The following is a 23738-nucleotide window of genomic DNA, read 5'->3' on the forward strand; positions in this document are numbered from 1 at the left end:
AATTTAAGACTAAATGCTCTGAATTAAAAAATGACTTTCATCAGCACTCTTACTCCTAGTTTTGGTAACTGACCGAATTAACTCTGTAATATTTTTTATCTTTAACAATTGAAAAATAAAAAAAATGGCAGATAAAGCGAAATTTATAGAAGATCTTTCCGCGCGCTACGCGCCCAAAGGCGAGTTTATCACCTTAGGCAAAGGAATGCTGGGCGGCGAAGTGGTTCCGGAGGTTAACGTTACTCTGCCGCTGAAAACCATAAACCGCCACGGTCTCATCGCGGGCGCCACCGGAACGGGAAAAACCAAAACTGTACAGGTTTTCGCGGAACAACTTTCACACGCCGGAATTCCTTCTTTGGTTTTGGACATTAAAGGTGATTTTTCCGGAATTGCGGTTCCCGGAAACCAAAATGACATTATCAAAGAGCGTTACGCAAAAACACAATTACCGTATGAGCCACAAGCTTTTCCGGTGGAATTAATGACTATTTCGGGAGCGCCGGGCGTAAAACTGCGGGCAACCGTCACAGAATTTGGGCCGATTTTGCTTTCGAAAATTTTAGAATTGAATGATACGCAACAAAGCATCATTTCCATCGTTTTTAAATATTGTGATGACAAAGGCTTGCCCCTCGTTGATTTGGATGACCTGAAAAAAGTACTGCAATATGTGACCGATAATCCGCAGGGAAAAGCGGATTTAACTAATAATTACGGTTCAATTTCTCCCGCCTCTTTGGGTGCAATTTTGCGTTCTATCGTAGCGATGGAACAGCAGGGAGCCACAACTTTTTTCGGTGAACCGAGTTTTGACATCCACGATTTAATTCAGCAAAAAAATGGCAAAGGAGTCGTGAATATTTTGAGGGTTGATAATATCCAGAGTAAACCGCAGTTATTTTCAACTTTCATGCTTTCGCTTTTTGCGGAAATTTATATGACTTTACCGGAAGAAGGCGATTCTGGAAAACCAAAACTGGTTTTATTCATCGATGAAGCGCATCTCATTTTTAAAGAAGCTTCGAAAACGCTTTTAAGCCAAATTGAAACGATGGTGAAATTAATCCGTTCCAAAGGAGTCGGAATTTATTTCATCACCCAAATTCCGGGCGACGTTCCGGAAAACGTACTTTCGCAATTGGGTTTAAAAATTCAGCACGCACTGCGCGGTTTTACGGCAAAAGACAGAAAGGAAATTTCAAAAGCGGTAGAAAACTATCCGATTACGGAATTTTACGAATCAAAAGAACTCATTCAAAATCTCGGAATTGGAGAAGCGTTTATCACCGCTCTAGACGAAAAAGGTATTCCGACGCCTTTGGTTCATACTTTTTTGATTTCGCCGGAATCAAGAATGGATATTTTAAATGCTGCTGAAATCGCGGATCTTACGAGTCGTTCGGCTTTGGTGGCGAAATACGAAAACGATCTGAACAAAGATTCTGCCTATGAAATGCTGTCCAGCAGAATGGAACAGGCAGTTAAAGAAGCACCGGCTACGGTAAAAACAAAGCCCGTGAAAGAAGAACCGGGAGTTTTTGAAAGTGTGATGAAATCGCGTGCGGGACGTACTTTTACCACCACGCTGGCTCGTGAAGGCGCAAAATTTGTTTTAGGAATGTTCGGTTTAGGCGGAAGAAAAAGATAATTTAAGACAGAAAAAAAATTGTATTCAGTAATCGATATAGAAAGTAACGGCGCAGGTTTCAGGCAGGAAAGCATTATTGAAATTGCAGTTTACAAATACGATGGTCATCAAATAGTTGATCAGTTTATTTCTTTGGTAAATCCCGATGGTCCGATTACACCTTTCGTGCAGAAACTCACCAAAATTTCGCCAAAAATGGTGCTTACAGCGCCGAAATTTCATGAAATTGCGAAGCGCGTGGTAGAAATTACGCAGAACACCACGTTGGTCGGTCATAATATTGAATTTGATTACCGAATGCTCAGACAGGAATTTCGCAGATTAGGTTACGAATTCAAAATCAATACTCTAGACACCATTCCGCTCGCTAAAAAACTGATTCCAACCGCGGAAAGTTATTCGCTCGGAAAACTTGTAAAATCGCTCGGAATTCCGCTCGTTGACCAGCACCGCGCTTCGGGCGACGCGCGCGCAACTTTGGAACTTTTCAAGCTTTTGATGATTAAAGATAAAGATTCGGAAATCATTCAGCAGCATCACGACGAGCTGAACGCGAAAACTTATCCGAATAAAATCCGCGATTTAACGCAGGATTTGCCCGGCGAAAAAGGAATCCTTTATTTTCAGGATGAAAAAGGAAAAATTATTTTCAGCGATTTTGTAGATGATCTGAATAAATCTGCGAAAATAATTTTTAATGCAACTTCAAAAAAATGGCGTCCTATACAGGAAAAGACCGTGCAGGTTCATTATGAATTTACCGGAAGCGATATTCTGGCGAAACTCATGATGCGCACGAAAGGTTTAAAAAAAACCGAGGCGCTGCCGTTCGGACTTTATCATAAAAACGGCCTATATTTCACCGATAAAATCACCAACCAACCGAATGTTGAACCATTTTTACAACTTAAATCTTTCACGCAAGGAAGCAAAGCCGTAAGTTTCATCAAAACAAAAGCAGAATTTTCAAATCCTGAAGAATTGAAAAATTTGCTTGAAATAGGGCGAAAAAATCCACTTTGGATTTCTGCGGGCCGCGTTTTGGGTGAAAAATCATTTTTGATTTTTGAAGAAGGAAAACTGGCAGCGTATGGTTTCTTCGAACTTTTCACCCAAATCGATTCTTTAGCAAAACTTTCAAGCAACAAAATTGCTATCGATTTCAAGGTGGAAGATTTGGAAAATGATTTAAAATTGGGCCTTTTAAGGGGAGATTTTGAAATAATTCCGCTTCCGGAAAAATAAATCGTTCAGAATTAAATTAAAAAATATATTTTTGTCAAAAATTTAGCAAAAATAAAAATGTTGATTCTTAAATCTTCCAAACAGGTTAGCGCAAAGGGAAAGAAGTTTTTCTCTAAGCAAATTTTGGTGGATTAAGAGCTCATGTTTTTTAACAATATTGTAAAGCAGACTCTTTTCGGGGTCTGCTTTTTTAATTCAAAAATTAATTTATGACTGATAAAATCTTACTGAAAATTGCGGAAGAATTCGGCACGCCGGTTTATGTTTACGATGCGGAAAGCATTAAAATGCAATACGAAAAGCTCACCTCGTCTTTTCATAAAAGCACGCGATTTTTTTATGCGGCGAAAGCGCTTACAAACATTAATATTTTAAAATATATTAAAAACCTCGGCGCAAATTTAGACTGTGTTTCCATTAACGAGGTAAAATTAGGATTAAAGGCCGGTTTTTCCAGCGACAAAATCCTCTTCACGCCGAACTGTGTTGATTTGAAGGAAATTGAAGAAGCCATGGCGCTGAAAGTTCACATCAACATCGATAATATTTCGATTCTGGAACAGTTTGGAAACAAGTTTGGCAATTCTTATCCGATTTTTGTCCGCATCAATCCGCATATTTACGCGGGCGGCAATCACAAAATTTCTACCGGCCATATCGACTCAAAATTCGGAATTTCCATTCACCAATTGCGTCACATCGAACGCGTAATGAAATCCACTAACCTTTTGGTAGAAGGACTTCACATGCATACTGGAAGCGAAATAAAAGATGCGGATGTTTTCTTACAAGGCCTCGAAATTATGTTTGAACTGGCGGAACATTTTCCGGATTTGAAATACGTCGACATGGGAAGCGGTTTCAAAGTTCCGTATCAGGACGGCGACCTGGAAACCGATGTGAAAGCTTTGGGCCGAAAAGTTGAAAAAGCTTTGACAGATTATCACAAAGAAACCGGCCGAAAATTTCAGCTTTGGTTTGAACCGGGAAAATATTTGGTGAGCACCAGCGGGCATTTCGTGGTGAAATCAAACGTGATTAAACAAACTACAGCCACCGTTTTTGTGGGAATTAATTCCGGTTTTAACCATTTGATCCGTCCGATGTTTTACGATTCTTACCACATCATCGAAAATCTTTCAAACCCGAAAGGCGCGGAACGAATTTACACCGTTGTGGGAAATATCTGTGAAACCGATACTTTCGCGTGGGACAGAAAATTGCATGAAGTTCGCGAAGGCGATATTTTGGTGTTTCGCAACGCGGGCGCGTATGGTTTTGAAATGAGCTCAAACTTCAATTCACGCCTAAAACCTGCGGAAGTAATGTATCTGGACGGAAAAGCACACCTTATTAGAAAACGTGAAGAATTCGATGATTTGCTGAAAAACCAGATTGAAGTTATTTAAAAAAATTCGGGGCAAAAACATGCTTTTTTTTAATTTTATTAAAGTGACGCGCCGTAATTGAAAATTAAAACTTTGCACTGCTGCAAAGTTTTTTTATATTTAAACCCAAAGCTAATTCATAAAAATTTGCCGTTAAAAGGCGCAATTTTTTAATTTTAAATTTAACAGCAAATACATTTTTCCTGTTCACTTAAATATATCGTCAATGAAAATAAAATTTCTACTTCTTTTTTCGCTTTTCATTTTTTCAAATGCTTATTCGCAGGACATTTACGAAAGTTATCCGGAAGGTCAGAAAAGCTACATCGGGGGCGATGTGCAGTTTTATAAAGACTTCCACCAGGTTTTGGTTGATAAAAAACTGGAGCCTTGCGCAAATAAAGATGAAGCATTTTTCTTTCGCTTCGTAGTTTATCCGGACAGCACGGTGAAATATTTAAAAACCGATGATGTGGACATGCAGGAGAAAAACAAATGTACTTTTGAATTAACAAAAACGGTGGCAAAACACCTGACTGGCTGGAATCCGCCTGTGGTTGACGGAAAAAAAGTGGGCGCAATATATGGTTTTTGGATTGTGCCGTCTCAGCTTTTTCAAAATTTACGACCCGGCTACGATCCGTTTTTTGATATGCAAGACGCAAGCTACCAAGGCGGTATCAATAATTTCAGAAAGAAAGTTTTCCAAAGTATTAATTTAAATGGTTTTAATGTTGAGAGAACGTTCAGACTCGTGGTGACTTTCAACATAGAAAGCGATGGAAAAATGAGCAATGTGGAATTGGCTGAATCGTCTGGTCTGAAAACTTTTGATGATATGGTAATTAAAAGCATTTCAACCATCAGAAGCAAATGGACACCTGCAAATATCAACGGTGTTCCCATCAGATCGAAATTCAAATTGCCTTTAGCCTTCGCAATACAATAAATTCGCTGCCATTCTGTCATAGAAATTCTTATCTTTGCACTTACATTTTGAATTTTAAATCCAAAATTCAAAACCAAAAATTTATACAAAAGTGCAGGAAAAATATATAGACGAAACCAAGCAGGGCGAAGCTTTCGCAATTGCGGAAAAACCGCAAAACACCAAGAAATTATTTCTGGAAAGTTACGGCTGTCAGATGAATTTCTCTGATTCAGAAATTGTTGCTTCCATTCTGAACGAGCAAGGTTATAACACCACTTTACAGGTGGAAGAAGCCGATTTAATTTTATTAAATACCTGTTCCATCCGCGAAAAAGCGGAACAAACCGTGCGCATGCGCCTTTCCCAGTTTAAAAACCTGAAAAAAGAAAAACCGAATTTAACTGTCGGAGTTTTAGGCTGCATGGCAGAACGTTTAAAAACCAAGTTTCTGGAAGAAGAACATCTTGTTGATTTGGTGGTCGGTCCCGATGCGTACAGAGATCTTCCAAATTTGTTGAAAGAAACCGAAGGCGGCCGCGATGCCATCAACGTGATTTTGTCCAAAGAAGAAACGTATGCCGACATCAGTCCGGTGCGTTTGGGCGGGAATGGCGTTACGGCTTTTGTTACCATTACGCGGGGTTGCGACAATATGTGTACGTTCTGCGTAGTTCCATTTACGCGTGGCCGTGAGCGCAGCCGCGATCCGCACTCGATTATCGAAGAATGTAAAGAACTTTGGAACAGTGGTTACAAAGAAGTTACGCTGCTGGGTCAAAACGTAGATTCTTATCTTTGGTTTGGTGGCGGCGCGAAAAAAGACTTTAAAAAAGCCAGCGAAATTCAGCAGTTAACCGCCATAAATTTTGCACAGCTCATGGAAATGGTTGCCCTGGCAGTTCCAAAAATGCGAATCCGTTTTTCAACTTCCAATCCGCATGATATGAGCACCGATGTTTTCCAGGTTATGGCGAAATACGACAATATCTGCAAATATGTTCATCTTCCGGTTCAAAGCGGCAGCGACAGGATGCTCGAAAAAATGAACCGTCAGCATACGCGCGCGGAATATCTGTCATTGATTAATACCGCTAAAGAGCTCATTCCGGAAGTTGCGTTTTCTCAGGATATGATCATCGGATTCTGTGGCGAAACTGAAGAAGACCACCAGCTCACTTTAAGCTTGATGCGTGAAGTGGAGTACGATTACGGATATATGTTCGCTTATTCTGAAAGACCGGGAACGCCGGCGGAAAAGAAAATGGAAGATGATGTTGCCGCCGATGTTAAGCAAAGAAGACTCGCGGAAGTTATTGCCTTGCAGGGCGAACTTTCCCGAAAAAGAATGCAGGGATATGTGGGAAAAACCCACGAAGTTTTGATTGAAGGAACGTCCCGAAAAAATGAAAACCAGTGGAAAGGCCGTAATTCGCAAAACGCTGTTTGCGTATTTGACAAACTGGTAGGTCAGAAATTAGGAGACTTTGTGACCGTTTTTGTTCACGGCAATACGCAGGGAACACTTTTGGGGACAACGGTTGTGGAATAATTTGGGCAGCTTTTTGACTTCGTCGAACGCTAAATTTTAATTTTTTTTAGAAAGCGTTTCCGCCTTCACTCTCTCCCAATTTTTAAGTCGGGATTCATTCAAGCAGGCTGCGGATTAAATTTTAGAAATAAAAATTTTGCCTATAAAGCAGCAAATTTTTAATTTTTAGCCGCTATTGAGCCAAATTTTCTTAAAACTGAACACAAGAAAAAAAATGACAGAATTACAATCTATAAAAACGCGTTTCGGCATTATCGGGAACTATCCTGTTTTAAACCGTGCGCTGCAAAAAGCCATTCAGGTTGCGCCAACCGATATTTCTGTTTTGGTGATGGGTGAAAGTGGTGTCGGGAAAGAATTTATCCCTAAAATCATTCACGGTGAATCGCGCAGAAAACATCAGCCATACATTGTGGTAAACTGTGGTGCAATTCCGGAAGGCACCATTGATTCTGAACTTTTCGGGCACGAAAAAGGCGCTTTTACAGGTGCAACTTCCACGCGGAAAGGTTATTTCGAAGTCGCCGACGGCGGAACTATTTTCCTGGATGAAGTCGGTGAATTGCCGGTACAGACGCAGGTTCGTTTGCTTCGTGTTTTGGAGAGCGGCGAATTTATGAAAGTCGGTTCTTCGCAAATTCAGAAAACCAACGTAAGAATTGTTGCGGCAACCAATGTAAATATGCTGAAAGCCATTCAAGACGGAAGATTTCGCGAAGATTTATATTACCGTCTCAACACGGTTCAAATTGATATGCCGGCTTTGCGCGAGAGAAAAGGTGACATTCACCTGCTTTTCCGAAAATTTGCCATTGATTTTGCGGAAAAATACCGCATGCCCGAACTGGTGCTTACCGACAGCGCCGTAAATTATTTAGAAAATTACGCTTTTCCGGGAAATGTGCGTCAGCTGCGGAATTTGGTGGAACAAATGACCGTGGTAGAAAAAGAACGTACGGTTGATGCTAAAAAACTGGAGGAATATATTCCGTTTCAGTCGCAGCTGCCGGCGGTGATTCAAAAAGGTGGCGGCGTTTCACCAAACGAATTTCATTCGGAGCGTGAAATTATGTACAAAATCCTTTTCGACATGCGAAATGACCTTAATGATTTAAAATCATTAACTTCAGAACTCATCAAAAACCGCGGAAACGGCGATTTAAGTCATCAGGAAAAAAACTTAATTAATCGTGTTTTTACGCCGGATAATTCATCGCAAAACCCGAATTCGCTGCTTTATTTTGAAAACAAAAATGCGAATTCTTACCAAAATTCGTCGATGATTTCAGATTCCGACGAAAATTATGATGATGTGGAAGACATTGAAATTGAGGAAACAAAAGCAGCTTCACTTTCTCTTCAAAACAACGAAAGAGAGCTGATTGTAAAAGCTTTGGAAAAACATAAAGGCAGAAGAAATAAAGCCGCAGATGAATTGGGGATTTCGCAGCGTACGCTTTACCGGAAAATTAAACAATACAATTTAGAAGACTGATGCATAACTTTCAAATCGAAAAAATTACTTCAAACAGCGGCCTAAAATTGTTCTGTTTTCTGCCACTTTTTTTATTGGCGAGCTGTTACAGTTTCACTGGTTCGTCTTTAAGCGCAGACACGAAAACCATCGAAATCCGTAATTTTCCAAATAATGCGCCGCTGATGAACGCCTCCCTATCGCAGGAATTTTCCACCGCGATACAAAACCGTTTTCTGCAGCGCACCACTTTAAAAGGAACTACCGACAAACCTGACATCTTAATTGAAGGAGAAATAACAGATTACTCCATCACTCCAACCACCATTTCAAGCTCCGTAAATGCACCGGGCGGAAACATTCAGGCGGCGCAAAACAAGCTGACAATCGTGGTAAAAGTGCATTATGAAAACAAAATCGAGCCTGAAAAAAGTTTTGACAGAACTTATTCCGACGAAGCGGTTTTCAGCAGCGATCTGGACATCAACGCAATCGAAGCATCGCAGGTAAAATTGGTGAATGAAAGAATCATCAATAAAATTTTTAATGACATTGTAGCGAACTGGTAAAATGAACGGACGAATATTAGAAATAGCAAGAAACCCAGAATTAATACAGCTTACCGACCTGGATTTGCTGAAAAAAGAAATTTCAACGCATCCATATTTGCAGAGTTTGCGCGCTTTACATTTGCTCGGCACGCACCGATTAAATCCGGAAAATTACTCGAACGAACTTTCAATAACCGCCGCTTACACCACCGATAAAAAAATTCTGTACCAGCTTATTAATTCAAAAAAAGAAGAAAGTTTAGATTCGGAATTACATTCAGTTGAAGAAAACGAAATTTCAGTAGAAAATCCACACGAAAAATATACTGCAGTTGCTTCGAAAGAAGTAGAACCGCTGGCGAAAGTTTATGTGAACGGTGAACTGAACCGCATTTTATTTCCTGGTGAAGAAGATTTCCTGACGCGTGAAAATCCGCACATTGATTTGGAAGCAACCTTGGAAGCGGGAAAAGTTGTAATGTTTGAAGAGGAAGAAACTTCTGAGCCGGTTTCAAATTTAGAGAATGAAGTTCCGGTTGAAGAAATTGAAACCGAAAAAATACCCGATTTAAAGGCCGAAAATTTTGAATCTTTGGATTTAGCTTCAAATTCAGAAACAAAAACCATTTCAGAAATAACGGAAAAAACAGCTGAAAAGCCGGATATTTTTGAAACTGAACAAGAACCCGAATTTAAAAGTCTGGACGCTGAAAATTTTACCAAAGAAAAAATTATCCACGAAGAAGATATTTCCCAGCAGAAAGAAGAGATTAAAGATGCCGAAAAACTCAGTTATCATGGTTTAGATGAATTTTTACCGGACGTAAAAATTGAAGCGTCCCAACCAAAAACTTTGATAACTGAAGCTCCGAAACCTGCGCGGAATAAGCATGAGGAAGAAATGCAAAAACTGATTGCGGAAGTTGAGGCCAAAATGAAAGCTTCGAAAAGACGCAAAACGGAAGAAGCGGAAGAAGTTTCTCAGAACACAGATTTAAATTATTCGGAAACACAATCGTTTGAAGTTTCAGCGGAAAAAATTTCTGATGAAGAAAATGAAAATTCCGAAAAAAATACGGATTTAACACCGAAAAATTCCACAGCGGAAGACGAAAAGCAGATTGCTGAGGTAAACTTTTCGGAAACACAGTCCTTCGAAGTTTCAGCGGAAAAAACTTCTGAAGATGAATTCAGGAATTCGGAAAAAAACACCGATTTAGCACCGAAAAATTCTATAACAGAAACGTTAGAGAAAGCGCCGGAAACTCCTTTAGATTGGAAACCAATGTCGTTTTCAAACAACACGCCGGATGCTTTAATTAAAAAAAGATTTGCGCAGAATATTCCTGTTGCTGAAGAAAAAGTTGAAGTTAAAGCTGAAAGTGCTCAGCAGGAAACGGAGGAAATTATTAAAGTTTCAGATGAAAAACCAGAGGTTGAAATTAAAATTGAGGAAACCAAAGCTGAAATAGAAAGCGAAGAAAATACAGGCGAAAAGCTGGTAGAAAGTAACGTTCCAAGTTTTATTAACACCTGGCAAAGCTGGCTGAAAATTGAGCGCAGCGATTTAAAACCGGAAAAAAACGACATTTCAATTACCGAAATCAAAAACAAGGTTATTGAAAATTTCATCGAAAAAGAGCCGAAAATTTCGAAGCTTAAAGAAGAATCGGATTTTGTCATCAAAGAACGCACGGATGACATTTCGCATCTGATGACCGAAACACTGGCAAACCTTTATGTAGAACAGAAACTGTACGCGAAAGCCATTAAAGCTTATTTTGTTCTCACCGAAAAACATCCGGATAAAACGGCCTATTTTGAGGAAAAAATTAACGAGATTAAAACTTTGAGACAAAAGTAAAAACAAAAAAAACCTGCAAATAGCAGGTTTTTTTTATTCCAGATGCTTTCGGTCAATCGCTTCGACATCAATGGTTGTGGCAGGCTGTTTCCGCTTGAAACCCTGAAGTTTTCGCCAAAGTTTTCTTCCTAAAATAATCACTGTAATAATCAGCAAAATGGTGATGATAAAGGCGATAATGGGTGCTGCCATTGCAAGAAAAGACATGACACCGGCGCCTGCGGTTTCCGTAGTTGCAACGACAGAATTTCCAAAGCCGCCCGTCGTTGCTGTTGATGCCGCGCGCGTTCCGGCAAAACCTGAACTTATCGCGGCCGCCGTTCCGCCACCCGCGATGAGCGCCAGAGCCCATTGCGGAAACGTGCCGACATCAGCAAACTGACTTGCAAACATAATGGAACCCGCGATGGTGGCCATCGGCACCGACATCGTATCTAAAATGTGGTCCACAAACGGTATGTAATATGCTAAAATTTCTACGACAGTGGCAATTGCGGTGGTAATTAAAACCGGCAGACCGCCGAGCCACGCAAAATTTTCGTTAACCGGAATCCAACCCATAAAGGAAGCTAAACTTACGGCGAACATCGGTAAAAAGACGCGAAAACCTGTTGCAGCCGCTAAGCCAATTCCCATAAAAGCGCTGAGAACATACGGTAAATACGGAATATTGTCTAACATTTGGGTGATTTTTGAATTTAGTGAAACTCAAATTTACAAAAATCGGGTGGTGAAAACGCTGATTATTTTGCGCTGCTGCACAACTTTAAAAAATTGTTTTCGAGCGTTTTGAAATTTTCAGGTTTTTTTGGGGAAATCCAGAAAATCATGGAGATGGAATTTTTGCCAAATTTCGCTACAAATTCTTCCTTGTTTAAGCGGTAGGCTTCGCGCAACAATCTTTTTACACGATTGCGGTCCACGGCTTTTTTGAAATATCTTTTAGAAACTGAAACACCGACTTTCTGCGTGGTATAAGCAAAACCTTCTTGTGGTCTTTGGTCAAAATTCAGGGTTATAATACGTAAATTTTCTGAAGTTGTCCACTTCCCTTTCTGAAAAAGAAGATCAATTTCTTTTTTCTGTTTTAATTTTTCGGCTCTCGGATAGCTAAATTCACTCATCTTTTTTAATCAGATATTTAATGACTTCAGCTGCGGCGTAAAGCCCGAAAAGTGCTGGAATATAAGAGATTGTACCATAAAATGAACGTTTGTAATTGGTACCGTCAGTTAATTTCAAGCTGTTTTCATCCTGAATTTCGGTTGAGAAAACGCATCGAACGCCTTTGTCGATATTTTCTTTTTTCAGGCGTTTGCGAACTTGTTTTGCCAAAAAGCAACTTTGCGTTTTGTGAATGTCGCGCACCAAAACTTTCGACGGGTCTAATTTTCCGCCGGCGCCCATACAGCTTACAATTTTCACTTTTTTTCGCCGCGCGCTTTTAATTAAATTGATTTTCGGTGAAACACTGTCGATGCAATCCAGAACATAATCGAAATCCTGATCATTGAAAATATTTTCCATGTCTCCCGGATTCAAAAACTGGTTTTTTCTGGTGAGTTTAAGTTCGGGATTGATGTCCAAAAGCCGGTCGCCGACCAATTCGACCTTAGATTTTCCAATCGTTGACTGTAAAGCAGGAAGTTGGCGGTTGATATTGGTAAGATCCACCACATCGCCGTCAACAATCGTCATTTTTCCGACACCGGCGCGCGCTAAAAATTCCGCCGCAAAGGAACCGACACCTCCCAAACCAACGACCAAACAATTGGCATTTTTCAGCTTTGTTATGCCGTCTTCGGTAATCAGGAGCTCGGTGCGCTCCAGCCAGTCTTTTTTCATAAAATCTCAGGAATATTAAAAATTTTTAGATTTTGGTAAATCTGATTTTTTAGGTCTTTTAAGGGCAAATTTTTCAGTTCAGCGACTTTTTTGTAAAGCATTTCGAGGTCAAAATCGGCTGAATCTGTTTCAAGAAAAGTTTTTTCGATCGGAAAATCTTCTACAAACTGCTGCAAATTTACATCATGCAAAACCGATTTACCAAAACTTAAATAAAATTCGTGTTTCAACAGCTCTTCGCCAATGCTTTTTTTCCGGTTAAATCCGTGAAAAATTACGGGAACTTCAGCATTTTTCAGCAGCGAAACCACTTGAGAATATCTACGGACACAATGTATAATTAATGGTTTGCGGATTTTATTAGCGAGCTGAATCTGAAATTTAAATATTTTTTCCTGGTTTTCACGCGGAATATTTATCAAACCGTCTAAACCACATTCGCCAATTGCTATGCAGTTCTGGTGTTGCGCTATTTCTTCTAACCAAAGAATATCTTCCTCCGAAACATTTTCGCTTCGGTTTGGATGAATTCCGGCCGAAAAATAATTTTCAGTGGTAGTTTCGAGAAAATTCAGGTTATAAATGCCGTTTTTTTTCTTCGGCTGATGGTGGTGAAAATCAAAAAATTCCATGTTTAAAAGTATAAATTTAGCTTAATTGTATTAAACGTTTGTTTTAAAATTTCCTAACTTTACTCAAAACTACATCTGATGAAAAAGAAATTTACTGATAAACAGATTCATATTCTGAACGTTGCGGAAAAACTCATCGCAAAAAAAGGATTTGAAGGAACCTCTGTTCGGGATATTTCCACGAGCGCGAACATTAATGTCGCGATGATTTCGTATTATTTTGGTTCGAAGGAAAAGATGATGTCTTATCTGTATCGCTACCGCGTTCAGAAAACCCGGGAAAGTTTTGCCGAATTTGCAGAAATCATCCGTGACGGAAAACCGGAAATGCAGATGAAAGAGCTTATAAAATATGTGGTAAATCAGCTATTTAAATTTAATTATTTTCATGGTTTCGTCACTCAGGAACTGCGTCATACCGAGCATTTGAAAGATGATTTATTGGAATTTTACAACACTTTTACGGCAAAAATTGATGGTGTCATAAAAAAAGGTGTTGCAAGCGGCGTATTTCACAATGCACCAAAACCGGAAGATATTTTAACATTAATTGTCGGTTCATCGCTGTTCGTCATCCGCAATAAAAATTTCTACGAAATGTATGTTACCGGCGACGAAGAAAATTACCTGGAAGATGCCGAAAAAAAAGTGCTGGCAAACTTGCTGGTAACGGTGTTTTCGCTTTTGGGCTATCAAACAACCAATTAATTAGTTAAATTATCATAAAAAAAAATCTATTGACAAAAAAGTTATATTTTTGCACACTGAACCGTGGAAATTAGAACTTATAATTTCTGCCATATTTTATTTATGAAAAAATACCTGATCCTGTTTTTTGCCTTTATCGCCTTATCTGCCTGTAATAAACAGCAGGAACTGGCGCTGAAAAGTGCAGATAAAGATTATATTCTAAAAGTAGCGAACGAAAACTTTGCCAACAAAAAGTGGGCAGACGCGCTGGTTTTATACGAAAGACTTTCGAATCTGGTTGCGGGTACAGACGACGCGCCGAATGTGGTTTATAATTCTGCTTACGCCAATTATTACGATAAAAATTACAAATTAGCTGGTCACCAGTTCAAGAATTTTGCTGTTACTTTCCCGCAGGATCCACGAGTAGAAGACGCTGCATATATGTCTGCGCTTTGCTATTATGAAGGAAGTCTGGATTATAATCTGGATCAAAGCAACACTGAACTCGCGATTAATGAAATGCAAAATTTCCTGAACAATTACCCAAATTCTGAAAAATCCAAAAACATCAACGAACTTATTGATGAGCTAACGTATAAACTAGAATTTAAAGCTTACGAAAACGCCAGACAATATTTTAAAATGGCGGATTATAAAGCATCTAGCACAGCTTTTGAAAATGTTTTAAATGATTTTCCAAGTACGAAGCTTCGCACAAAAATCTACGATTACATATTGAAATCGAAATATGAACTGGCTGTAAATTCTATCTACGACTTGAAAAAAGACCGTCTGGAAGAGGCCAGCACTTTTGCAAAACAGGTAGAACGCGAAATGCCGGACAGCGAACTTTCTAAAACAGCAGCTGACCTTCGCGCTAAACTTCAGAAAGAAAAAGAAAATTTTGCTGAAGTAGAGAAAAAAGTAGAAGCCAGAAAAATAGAACTCGCTGAGAAACAAAAAGAAGCCGAAGCACAGCAAAACGCAGAAAAAGACCGCCGCGACGCCGAAAAAAAAGCGCGTGAAATGAAAAAAGACAGCGCAACTGCCGCTAATCCCGTGGCCGCGCCATCTTTTTAAATTCAAAGATAATACGTATATTTGCAAACTCTAAATATAACAACCAACTGAAAATGAGCGTAAAAGATTCTAAAGCCGAACTAAGTACAATTACTTACGACCGGGATAAAATTGAACAAAATGTGGGTTCTATCTATGAAGCAATTGTGGTGATGGGCAAAAGAGCAGAACAAATCAACGCTGAAATCCGCTCTGAACTTCACAATAAACTGGATGAATTTGCAGTGCACAATTCTACTTTGGAAGAAGTTTTCGAAAATAAAGAACAGATTGAAATCTCCAAACATTATGAAAAGCTTCCAAAACCAACGTCAATTGCCATCAGAGAATGGTTAGATGACGAGATTTACTACAGAAAAACAGAAGACAGAAACTAATTATTTATTTCTTAATTATTATAAAGTCACAAGCCGCTTCGGTTTGTGGCTTTTTCTTTACGGCACTTCGGGCTGCCGCGGTTTGTTTGGCAAAATTTAAGTAAATTCGTTCCACCTAAAAATTTTTAATGACACTTCAGGGCAAAAATATTCTCATTTGCGTTTCCGGCGGGATTGCTGCCTATAAAATCACGTATCTCGTTCGGGATTTTATAAAAAAAGGCGCTGAAGTTCAGGTTGTGATGACGCCGTCGGCGGAAAATTTCGTTTCTAAACTTACACTTTCCACACTATCAAAAAAGCCGGTTTTCAGCGATTTTTATTGTGAAAACGGCACCTGGAACAATCATGTGGAACTGGCGCTGTGGGCGGATGTTATTTTAATGGCACCATGCACCGCGAACACTTTGGCTAAAATGGTGCACGGCATGTGCGACAACCTGGTTTTAGCAACGTATATGTCTGCAAAATGTCCTGTTTTCATCGCGCCTGCAATGGATTTGGATATGTATCAGCATCCATCAACAAAGCAGAATTTGGAATTGGCGGAAGATTTCGGGCATCACGTTATTCCTGCGGAATTTGGCGAATTGGCGAGCGGACTTTCCGGTCAGGGTAGAATGGCGGAACCGGAAACCATTTCACAAATTATTGAAGAATTCTTTAATGCTAAAAAAACTTTAGCCGGAAAAACTGTGCTGATTACGGCCGGACCGACGCATGAACAGATCGATCCCGTAAGGTTTATCGGCAATCATTCGTCGGGAAAAATGGGTTTTGCAATTGCCGAAGAAGCAGCGAAGCGTGGCGCAAAAGTCATTTTGATTTCCGGACCGAGCGCTGAAAATATAAATCACGAAAATATAGCCGTTTACCGGGTAAAATCCGCAAAAGAAATGTTTTCGAAAGTTTTTGAGTTTTACGAAAATGTGGACATTGCAATTGCAAGCGCAGCCGTGGCAGATTACGCGCCAAAAGACATCGCTTCCGAAAAAATAAAAAAGAAAGAAGATTTTTTAACGCTTGACCTGGTGAAAAATTCGGATATTCTGAAAACGATGGGCGAACAAAAAAAGCATCAGTTTTTGGTCGGCTTTGCTTTGGAAACCGAAAATGAAGAAGAAAATGCCAAAGGAAAACTGCTGAAAAAAAACCTGAATATGATTGTTTTAAACTCGCTGCGCGATGAAGGTGCAGGTTTTCAGGGAAGCACCAATAAAATTAAAATTTTAACCAGCGATTCGCTTTTGGAATTTCCATTAAAATCAAAAAAAGAAGTCGCTAAAGATCTCCTGAATTTCGTGGAAGAAAAAATGGTGAAATAATACACCGGAATTTCCGTTTTCAAATTTTACAAATGAAGAAATTTTTTACATTTTTAAGTCTTTTTTTTGCCTTTCACCTCAGCTTTTCGCAGGAAATTCTAGCGAACGTTCAGGTGAATTCCCAGCAAATTGCCGGCAGTAACACGCAGGTTTTTCAAACTTTAGAAAAAAGTCTGCGCGACTTCATCAACAATACCAGCTGGACCGGCAAAAAATTACAGAATTTCGAAAAGATTAAATGTAATTTTTCAATCGTGATTACGGAAAGACCCGGAAACAGTAATTTTAAAGGAAGCATCGTGGTACAGGCCGTTCGCCCGGTTTTTAACACAACTTACGAAACGCCGCTTTTAAACCTAAACGACACCAATTTCACATTCGATTATACCGAAAATGAAAACCTGGTTTTCAACGAACGACAGTTTTCCGGCAAAAACCTCATCGATGTGGTGAGCTTTTATGTTTACACGATTTTGGGTTACGACGGCGACAGTTTTCGTGCACGCGGCGGCCAGGAATGGTTTGAAAAAGCGCTGAAAATCTCCAACAATTCTCAGAACCAAAACTTTGCCGGCTGGTCGCTGCTTGAAGGTCCGAGGACACGCGCAACTTTAATTGACAATATTTTAAAGCCTGAGCAAAATACACTTCGAAATGTGTATTACACCTATCACCGCGCGGGTCTGGATAATTTGGGAAAACAAGACCAAACACCGGCGAAAAAAATTATTGCCGACGCTTTGCTACAGCTGAAAGTGTACGAAGATAATTTTCAGATGAACTATCCCGTGAGCATTTTTATCGACACTAAAACCCAGGAAATTTTCAATATTTTCAACACTGGCACAAACGCCGGAATTAATATGGCGGAGCTGAAAGCACTTTTCACCACCCTGTCTCCAAAAGATATCGACACTAAATGGAGCAAGTGGAAATAGCAAAAATTACCGCTTATTTGGCATTTTTTTTCCGTTTTACCCATTTTTCGGAATTGGCATTATTGTAGCTGTTTCGGTATTTTTTGCGGTTTGATGGTGTTTTTTAATATCGTAAATTCGCGTTCTGAACTTCAGATTTCAAATATTGCTTTTAAACTATGCTATCACGGATTTTCATTAAAAACTTTGCGCTTATCGATTCCCTTGAAATTACTTTAGACCAGGGTTTACAGGTAATTACGGGCGAAACCGGTGCGGGGAAATCCATTATTCTGGGTGCTTTACGCTTGATTTTAGGCGAAAGAACCGACGTAAAAGTCCTGCAGAATTCCGAAAGCAAAAGTATTGCAGAAGCAGAATTTGTAGTGACTGAAAATTTTCGGAATTTTTTCGAGGAAAACGACCTGGATTTTGAAAAAAATACGGTCATCCGACGGGAAATTTTACCAACCGGGAAATCGCGCGCTTTTGTAAACGATGTTCCGGTGACTTTGGAAACGCTGAAAAAACTTTCCGAAAAGCTCATCGATATTCATTCGCAGTTCGAAACTTCAAATCTCTTCGACCAGGAATATCAGTTCCAGATGATTGACGGACTTTCGAAAAATAAAGTGCTGATTTTCGAGTACCAAAAGGAATTTGAAATTTATAAAAAATGGGCAAAAGAGCTCGATATTTTTAAAAGCCAACTCGCGGAAGGCAATAAAGAAAACGATTACAAAGCATTTTTACTCACCGAGTTAAATGAGGTAAATCTGGATGAATTTGATTTGGAGGAAGTTCAAAACCAACTTTCAAAACAGGAAAACGCTGAAGCAATTGTGGAAAATCTGTCTTTGATCTTCAATAAAATGGATCAGGAAGAAATTGGTGTTCTGGATTCTTTGTTGGATGTGAAAAACAAGCTTGCAAAAGTGGCTTCCTTATCACACGAGTTTTCGAAAATAAGCCAGCGTTTTGCGGAAAATTTTGTTGAATTAAAAGATGTTGTTTTCGATTTGCAAAATCAGTCGGAACAGATGGAAACCGATCCTGAAGTTATTTTTGAACTGGGAAATCAACTGAACAAAATAAATTCGCTGTTCCTGAAACACAAAGTAAATTCTGTAGAAGAATTACAGGCAATTCGTGACCAGCTTTTCGCGGAACAAACCGGTTTCGCGGATTTGGAAGTGACAATTTCTACACTTGAAACCGAAATTTCAAAGAAGAAAATTCAGTTAGAAAAATTAGCTGCTGAATTGTCTAAAAATCGTAAAAAAGCAATTCCGGATTTCATTAATAAAATAGAAAAACTGTTGCATCAATTAGGTTTAGAAAAATCCAAAATCGAAGTACATTTAACTGGTTTAGAAAACTTTACACCGCGCGGAAAAGAAAGTATTCAGCTTTTATTCCAGGCAAATTCGGGTTTTCCTTTAAAACCGATTCAAACCGCAATTTCCGGTGGTGAAAGATCACGCGTTATGCTTTCCATTAAAAAATTAATGGCTGAAAACACAGAATTGCCAACATTGATTTTAGATGAAATAGATACTGGAGTTTCGGGAAAAGTTGCTGAAGAAATCGGCAATGTAATGAAAGAAATGTCGGAAAATATGCAGCTCATCATCATCAGCCACCTGGCGCAAGTCGCTGCAAAAGGAAACAGCAATTATAAGGTGATCAAGCGGGAAATTTCCGGGAAAACCCAATCGACAATAATTCGCCTCAACGACGAGGAAAAACTTCAGGAAATTGCGCAACTTCTTTCCGGCGCGCAAATTACCGAAGCTGCCGTTGCGCAGGCGCGCGAATTAATGAAGTAAAACTGTAACAAAACGCGGTTTTTGCGCACTTATTAGCAAACAATCGCCATGTATGGTAAACTTTTAAAATTAGAACTCCAAAGTTTTTTTAGAAATCCACAATTCGGCGCGAATCTCGCCATGAAAATCCTGATGGGTTTTACCTACATGTGGCTCGGTATTTCGCTGGTTGCAATGGCGTTTGGACTTTATTTCTACAGCCGCGAAGAACTCAATATAGACCCAGTGCGCATTTTCAGCAAATATTTCCTTTATTACGCCGTGGCAGATTTGGTGATCCGGTATTTCATGCAGCAAATGCCAACGCAGAATATTAAACCTTTTCTCAGCCAGAATATTTCTAAAAAAACCCTGGTGAACTACACGATTTTAAAAATATTTTTCAATTTTTTCAATTGGGGTTATCTGCTGTTTATGTTACCATTTTGCGGGTTGCTCATTTTTCATGGCGGATTTTCGGTGGTGAAAGTTCTGATGTTTTTAACCGGTATTATGTTCGTTTTCTACTTCAACAATTTCCTGAATATTTTGCTGAACAAGAAAAACGCGGTTTTATATGCTGTGGGAGCTATTGTCGCTGCAATTGGTGTTGCTGAATATTATGGTTATATAAAACTGTCCGAATATTCTGAGCAGATTTTTTACTCATTTTACCAAATTCCGGGAATGTTTTTAATTCCGGTTTTGCTTACTGGGTTAACAGCTTATTTAGCGTACCGAAATATTTTAGCTAATTTCTACCTGGACCGCGGTCTTGAAATGGAAAAAGAAGTCGGTAAAACAGAAAATATTGAATTTCTGAACCGTTTCGGCACCACCGGAACTTTCATTAATAATGATATTCGCCTTTTAAAAAGAAGCAAAGCCGCAAAATCCGCGCTTTTTGCCGGCATTATGTTTCTGTTTTACGGTTTGCTTTATTTTAGCGGAAAAGCCTACAGCACAGATTTTATGCGCATTTTTCTCGGAATATTTGTTACCGGCGGCTTTCTTTTTATGTTTGGTCAGCGGGTTCCGGCCTGGGACAGTTCTTATTACCAGCTGATGATGACGCAAAACGTTCCCTACAAAGATTACCTGAAAGCAAAATGGAGCGTGGTTGTTTTAGCGACAATTATTTCGATGGTTTTGGCCGTTTTTTATGTGTTTATCAGCTGGGAATTTTACCTCACTATTTTCGCGGCAGGGCTTTATAATTTGGGTGTAAATTCTTACCTCACGCTGCTGGCGGGCGCGTATAACAAAAAACCGATTGACCTGAATTCCCGGGCAAAATCTTTCGGTGGCGGGGCCAATAATATGAATATGAAAGTTGTGCTGATCATGGTTCCGCAAATGGTACTTCCGATGGCAGTTTTTGCAGCTGTGAAATACTTTTTCGGGTTGGAAATGGCAGTCGCGAGTTTAGCAGTTTTGGGCTTAACCGGTTTTTTATTACGTGACAAAATCTTTGACCTGATCGTTAAAACCTACAAAAGCCAAAAATATTCAACCATTAGCGCCTTTAAAAAAATATAATTATGATTACAATTAACAATATTTCTAAAGTTTACGGCAACAAAAAAGTGCTTCAAATCGATCTTCTGGAAATCCCGAAAGGTCAGAGTTTTGGTTTGGTTGGAAATAATGGCGCCGGGAAAACCACGCTTTTCAGCCTTCTTCTGGATTTAATTGAGCCTTCAAGCGGCTATATTGAAATTGAAGGAAATAAAGTAAACGAAAATGAACTCTGGAAAAAGCAGGTTTCAGCTTTCATTGACGAATCTTTTTTAATCGGTTATTTAACGCCTGAAGAATATTTTAATTTTTTAGGTGAACTGCGCGAACAAAATAAAGCGGACGTTGCGGAATTTTTGCAGCAATTTGCGGACTTTTTTAATGGTGAAATTTTAAATGCCGGAAAATACATCCGTGATCTCTCAAAAGGTAACCAGAAAAAAGTGGGAATTGTGGGCGCTTTAATCGGCAAACCTGAAATTATTGTTTTAGATGAACCTTTCGCAAATCTTGATCCGTCTACACAGATAAAACTAAAAAAACTCATCAAAAACTGGTCAGAAAATGAAAAAGTAACTTTTCTGATTTCCAGTCACGATCTGGCGCACACCACCGAAGTCAGCGACAGAATTGTGCTGCTTAACAAAGGCGAAGTCGCGAAAGACATCATCACGACACCGGAAACTTTGGAAGAGCTTGAAGAATTCTTTGCTACGTCGGTTGAAAGTGAAGTTTTAGCTTAATTTAAAAACAAAAATTCCGGGCAAAACACCCGGAATTTTTCAATTAATTAATAATCATTTCTATTACTTAAACCATATCGCCGGGTTTCACCCATTCATCAAATTGGTCTGCGGTTAATAGACCAAGGTTCACGGCTTCTTCTTTCAACGTTGTTCCGTTTTTATGAGCTGTTTTGGCAATTTTTGCGGCATTTTCATAACCGATATGCGTGTTCAGCGCAGTTACCAACATCAATGATTTATCCACAAGTTCGGTAATTCTTTCATTATTTGGCTCAATTCCTACCGCGCAATGGTCATTAAATGAAATACACGCATCGCCCAAAAGCTGCGCAGACTGTAAAAAGTTGTACGCCATCACTGGCTTGTAAACATTCAGTTCAAAATTTCCCTGTGTTCCGGCAAAAGAAATCGTGGTATCATTTCCTAAAACCTGCGCGCAAACCATGGTCATTGCTTCGTTTTGTGTCGGATTTACTTTTCCCGGCATGATTGAAGATCCCGGTTCGTTTTCCGGAATATAAATTTCACCAATTCCACTTCGCGGGCCGGAAGCTAAAAAGCGAATGTCTTGTGCAATTTTATAAAGCGAAACTGCGAGCTGTTTTAAAGCGCCGTGCGTTTCTACAATAGCATCGTGTGCGGCTAGTGCTTCAAATTTATTTGGTGCCGTTTCGAACGGAAGACCTGTAAATTCAGAAATATATTTCGCTACCAAAACGTCGTAACCTTTTGGTGTATTTAATCCGGTTCCCACTGCCGTTCCGCCCAAAGCGATTTCCTGCAAATGGTCCAAAGTATTGGTAATAGCTTTCATGGCGTAATCAAGCTGCGCCACGTAGCCTGAAAATTCCTGACCTAAAGTTAATGGTGTAGCATCCATTAAATGCGTACGTCCGATTTTCACGACAGACTGAAACTTTTCGGCCTTTTCGTGCAAAGTATTTCTTAATTTTTCTACCGCCGGTAAAGTGTGCTCTACCACTTTTTTATAAGCTGCAATGTGCATTGCGGTTGGATAAGTGTCGTTTGAACTTTGAGATTTGTTGACATCGTCATTCGGGTGAATTTCGGATTTATCGCCCAAAACACCGCCATTATTTACATGAGCCCTGTTCGAAACCACTTCATTCACATTCATGTTTGATTGCGTCCCGGAACCGGTTTGCCAGATAACGAGCGGAAACTGATCGTTCAGTTTGCCTTCCAAAATCTCATCGCAAACTTTTGCGATCATATCTCTTTTTTCGGTGGCCAAAACACCTAATTCTGCATTGGTATAAGCTGCAGCCTTTTTCAGATAAGCAAAAGCTTCGATGATTTCGTGCGGCATAGAAGCCTCGGGACCAATTTTAAAATTGTTGCGGGACCGTTCGGTTTGTGCGCCCCAAAATTTATCTGCAGGCACCTGAACATCGCCCATCGTATCTTTTTCTGTTCTGTAATTCATTCCTTTTATTTTATGCCTAAAATTAAGAATTTTAAAAATGTCGGGCAAAGTTTTTTGAATGATAAATATCTCACATTGCCGCGCATCTTAATTTAACCTCAAAAAAATTCCGCCTTATATTGGCAAAAAATTGCAAAACGTCCTTAGCGAATTTAAAATCAGTTTAAATAAGAAAAATCGGCGCAAAATCTTTGTACCAATCAAAATTTATCCTATTTTTGCCTAAAATCTACGAGATGATGTTATTATCAGCGTTTTGGCCTTTCTATCAGTTCCTTTGGACCGTGTATTTTGTAATCATGTTCCTGGTTGGGTTCTGGTGTATTTTTATGTTTTTCGGGTATGTAATTCCAATCTGGTTAACAGCCGGTTTAGCAGAATACTTCGGTAAAACAAAAGCTTTTGATCCGGAAGAAGTTCGCAGAAAAACTTTGCCCGAACAAGGCGCAGAAATTATTTTCAGCAATCCAAAAGGTCGTGGTCCATTTCTCCACACCGGCGACAGTCACGGTCATCACTAGTTGATGTCATTGCTTTCCCACATTAATTCCGGGAAAAGCAATCACAAAGCAAAACCATATATACCATCAGTTTCTATTTTTTAGAAGCTGATTTTTTTTTGCAAAAATTAGGAGCTTGAAGGGCATTTTTTTCGTACACGGCTACAACCCGCTCTGCGTTACAATTCCTCAGTGCG

At 39.4% G+C, this 23738-nt stretch carries 22 protein-coding genes; 17 read left to right on the forward strand and 5 right to left on the reverse strand.

The features are described from left to right. Window positions 1-124 precede the first annotated feature (124 nt). The 8 genes from BMZ55_RS06260 (at window position 125) to BMZ55_RS06295 (ending at window position 10653) form a co-directional block, all read left to right on the forward strand. Complete coding sequence (locus BMZ55_RS06260; protein WP_089819592.1) at window positions 125-1651, forward strand: helicase HerA-like domain-containing protein; 1527 nt, start codon at window positions 125-127, stop codon at window positions 1649-1651. 18 nt (window positions 1652-1669) lie between these two features. Next, entirely contained in the window at window positions 1670-2896 is a 1227-nt protein-coding gene (locus BMZ55_RS06265) for a 3'-5' exonuclease (protein WP_089819593.1), read from the forward strand. 209 nt (window positions 2897-3105) lie between these two features. Next, complete coding sequence (gene lysA, locus BMZ55_RS06270; RefSeq protein WP_089819594.1) at window positions 3106-4305, forward strand: diaminopimelate decarboxylase; 1200 nt, start codon at window positions 3106-3108, stop codon at window positions 4303-4305. Between the two features lie 205 nt (window positions 4306-4510). Then, window positions 4511-5233: an energy transducer TonB gene (locus tag BMZ55_RS06275; RefSeq protein ID WP_089819595.1), complete on the forward strand. Its 723-nt coding sequence runs from the start codon at window positions 4511-4513 to the stop codon at window positions 5231-5233. Between the two features lie 91 nt (window positions 5234-5324). Next, on the forward strand, window positions 5325-6764 hold the full coding sequence (miaB, locus tag BMZ55_RS06280; protein ID WP_089819596.1) for a tRNA (N6-isopentenyl adenosine(37)-C2)-methylthiotransferase MiaB: 1440 nt from the start codon (window positions 5325-5327) through the stop codon (window positions 6762-6764). 214 nt (window positions 6765-6978) lie between these two features. Continuing rightward, entirely contained in the window at window positions 6979-8259 is a 1281-nt protein-coding gene (locus BMZ55_RS06285) for a sigma-54 interaction domain-containing protein (protein WP_089819917.1), read from the forward strand. Next, window positions 8259-8807: an LptE family protein gene (locus BMZ55_RS06290; protein ID WP_089819597.1), complete on the forward strand. Its 549-nt coding sequence runs from the start codon at window positions 8259-8261 to the stop codon at window positions 8805-8807. The genes BMZ55_RS06285 and BMZ55_RS06290 overlap by 1 nt, the downstream gene beginning before the upstream one ends. A 1-nt stretch (window position 8808) precedes the next feature. After that, on the forward strand, window positions 8809-10653 hold the full coding sequence (locus BMZ55_RS06295) for a hypothetical protein (RefSeq protein WP_089819598.1): 1845 nt from the start codon (window positions 8809-8811) through the stop codon (window positions 10651-10653). Between the two features lie 33 nt (window positions 10654-10686). Here BMZ55_RS06295 and BMZ55_RS06300 read toward each other — a convergent pair whose 3' ends face one another. The 4 genes from BMZ55_RS06300 to BMZ55_RS06315 all read right to left on the reverse strand — a co-directional run bounded on the left by BMZ55_RS06300 (window position 10687) and on the right by BMZ55_RS06315 (window position 13130). Next, window positions 10687-11334, reverse strand: a complete 648-nt coding sequence (locus BMZ55_RS06300; protein ID WP_089819599.1) for a DUF4126 domain-containing protein — start codon at window positions 11332-11334, stop codon at window positions 10687-10689. Window positions 11335-11396: 62 nt separating this feature from the next. Continuing rightward, window positions 11397-11777: a ribonuclease P protein component gene (gene rnpA / locus BMZ55_RS06305; RefSeq protein ID WP_089819600.1), complete on the reverse strand. Its 381-nt coding sequence runs from the start codon at window positions 11775-11777 to the stop codon at window positions 11397-11399. After that, the gene (locus BMZ55_RS06310; protein WP_089819601.1) at window positions 11770-12498 is read right to left on the reverse strand and encodes a tRNA threonylcarbamoyladenosine dehydratase; all 729 of its coding nucleotides are present in this window, start codon (window positions 12496-12498) and stop codon (window positions 11770-11772) included. Before BMZ55_RS06310 ends, rnpA begins: the two co-directional genes overlap by 8 nt. After that, the gene (locus BMZ55_RS06315) at window positions 12495-13130 is read right to left on the reverse strand and encodes a TatD family hydrolase (protein WP_089819602.1); all 636 of its coding nucleotides are present in this window, start codon (window positions 13128-13130) and stop codon (window positions 12495-12497) included. The genes BMZ55_RS06310 and BMZ55_RS06315 overlap by 4 nt, the downstream gene beginning before the upstream one ends. 78 nt (window positions 13131-13208) lie before the next feature. Between BMZ55_RS06315 and BMZ55_RS06320 the strand changes: the two genes are divergently transcribed. From BMZ55_RS06320 to BMZ55_RS06355, 8 genes are all read left to right on the forward strand, one after another. Next, window positions 13209-13838: a TetR/AcrR family transcriptional regulator gene (locus tag BMZ55_RS06320; RefSeq protein WP_089819603.1), complete on the forward strand. Its 630-nt coding sequence runs from the start codon at window positions 13209-13211 to the stop codon at window positions 13836-13838. Between the two features lie 102 nt (window positions 13839-13940). After that, window positions 13941-14903, forward strand: coding sequence for an outer membrane protein assembly factor BamD (bamD, locus tag BMZ55_RS06325; protein WP_089819604.1), 963 nt, complete (start codon window positions 13941-13943; stop codon window positions 14901-14903). 53 nt (window positions 14904-14956) lie between these two features. After that, window positions 14957-15280 (forward strand): DNA-directed RNA polymerase subunit omega, encoded by a 324-nt coding sequence (locus BMZ55_RS06330; protein WP_039342126.1) that lies wholly within the window; start codon window positions 14957-14959, stop codon window positions 15278-15280. Between the two features lie 128 nt (window positions 15281-15408). Then, entirely contained in the window at window positions 15409-16605 is a 1197-nt protein-coding gene (gene coaBC, locus BMZ55_RS06335; RefSeq protein WP_089819605.1) for a bifunctional phosphopantothenoylcysteine decarboxylase/phosphopantothenate--cysteine ligase CoaBC, read from the forward strand. Window positions 16606-16637: 32 nt separating this feature from the next. Beyond that, window positions 16638-17543 (forward strand): type IX secretion system protein PorD, encoded by a 906-nt coding sequence (porD, locus tag BMZ55_RS06340; RefSeq protein ID WP_089819606.1) that lies wholly within the window; start codon window positions 16638-16640, stop codon window positions 17541-17543. 158 nt (window positions 17544-17701) lie between these two features. Beyond that, window positions 17702-19351 carry a DNA repair protein RecN gene (locus BMZ55_RS06345; RefSeq protein ID WP_089819607.1) on the forward strand — a complete coding sequence of 550 codons (1650 nt, stop codon included), beginning with the start codon at window positions 17702-17704 and terminating at the stop codon, window positions 19349-19351. Between the two features lie 48 nt (window positions 19352-19399). After that, window positions 19400-20869 (forward strand): DUF5687 family protein, encoded by a 1470-nt coding sequence (locus BMZ55_RS06350; protein WP_089819608.1) that lies wholly within the window; start codon window positions 19400-19402, stop codon window positions 20867-20869. 2 nt (window positions 20870-20871) lie between these two features. Continuing rightward, a complete protein-coding gene (locus BMZ55_RS06355) occupies window positions 20872-21591 on the forward strand; it encodes an ABC transporter ATP-binding protein (protein WP_089819609.1) in 720 nt (239 codons plus the stop codon). A gap of 67 nt (window positions 21592-21658) precedes the next feature. Here BMZ55_RS06355 and fumC read toward each other — a convergent pair whose 3' ends face one another. Further along, complete coding sequence (fumC, locus tag BMZ55_RS06360) at window positions 21659-23041, reverse strand: class II fumarate hydratase (protein WP_089819610.1); 1383 nt, start codon at window positions 23039-23041, stop codon at window positions 21659-21661. A gap of 239 nt (window positions 23042-23280) precedes the next feature. On the opposite strand from fumC, the gene BMZ55_RS06365 reads away from it, so the two are divergent. Continuing rightward, a complete protein-coding gene (locus BMZ55_RS06365; protein ID WP_177179797.1) occupies window positions 23281-23562 on the forward strand; it encodes a hypothetical protein in 282 nt (93 codons plus the stop codon). Window positions 23563-23738: the final 176 nt, after the last annotated feature.

Source organism: Kaistella treverensis (assembly GCF_900114045.1).
GTDB lineage: Bacteria > Bacteroidota > Bacteroidia > Flavobacteriales > Weeksellaceae > Kaistella > Kaistella treverensis.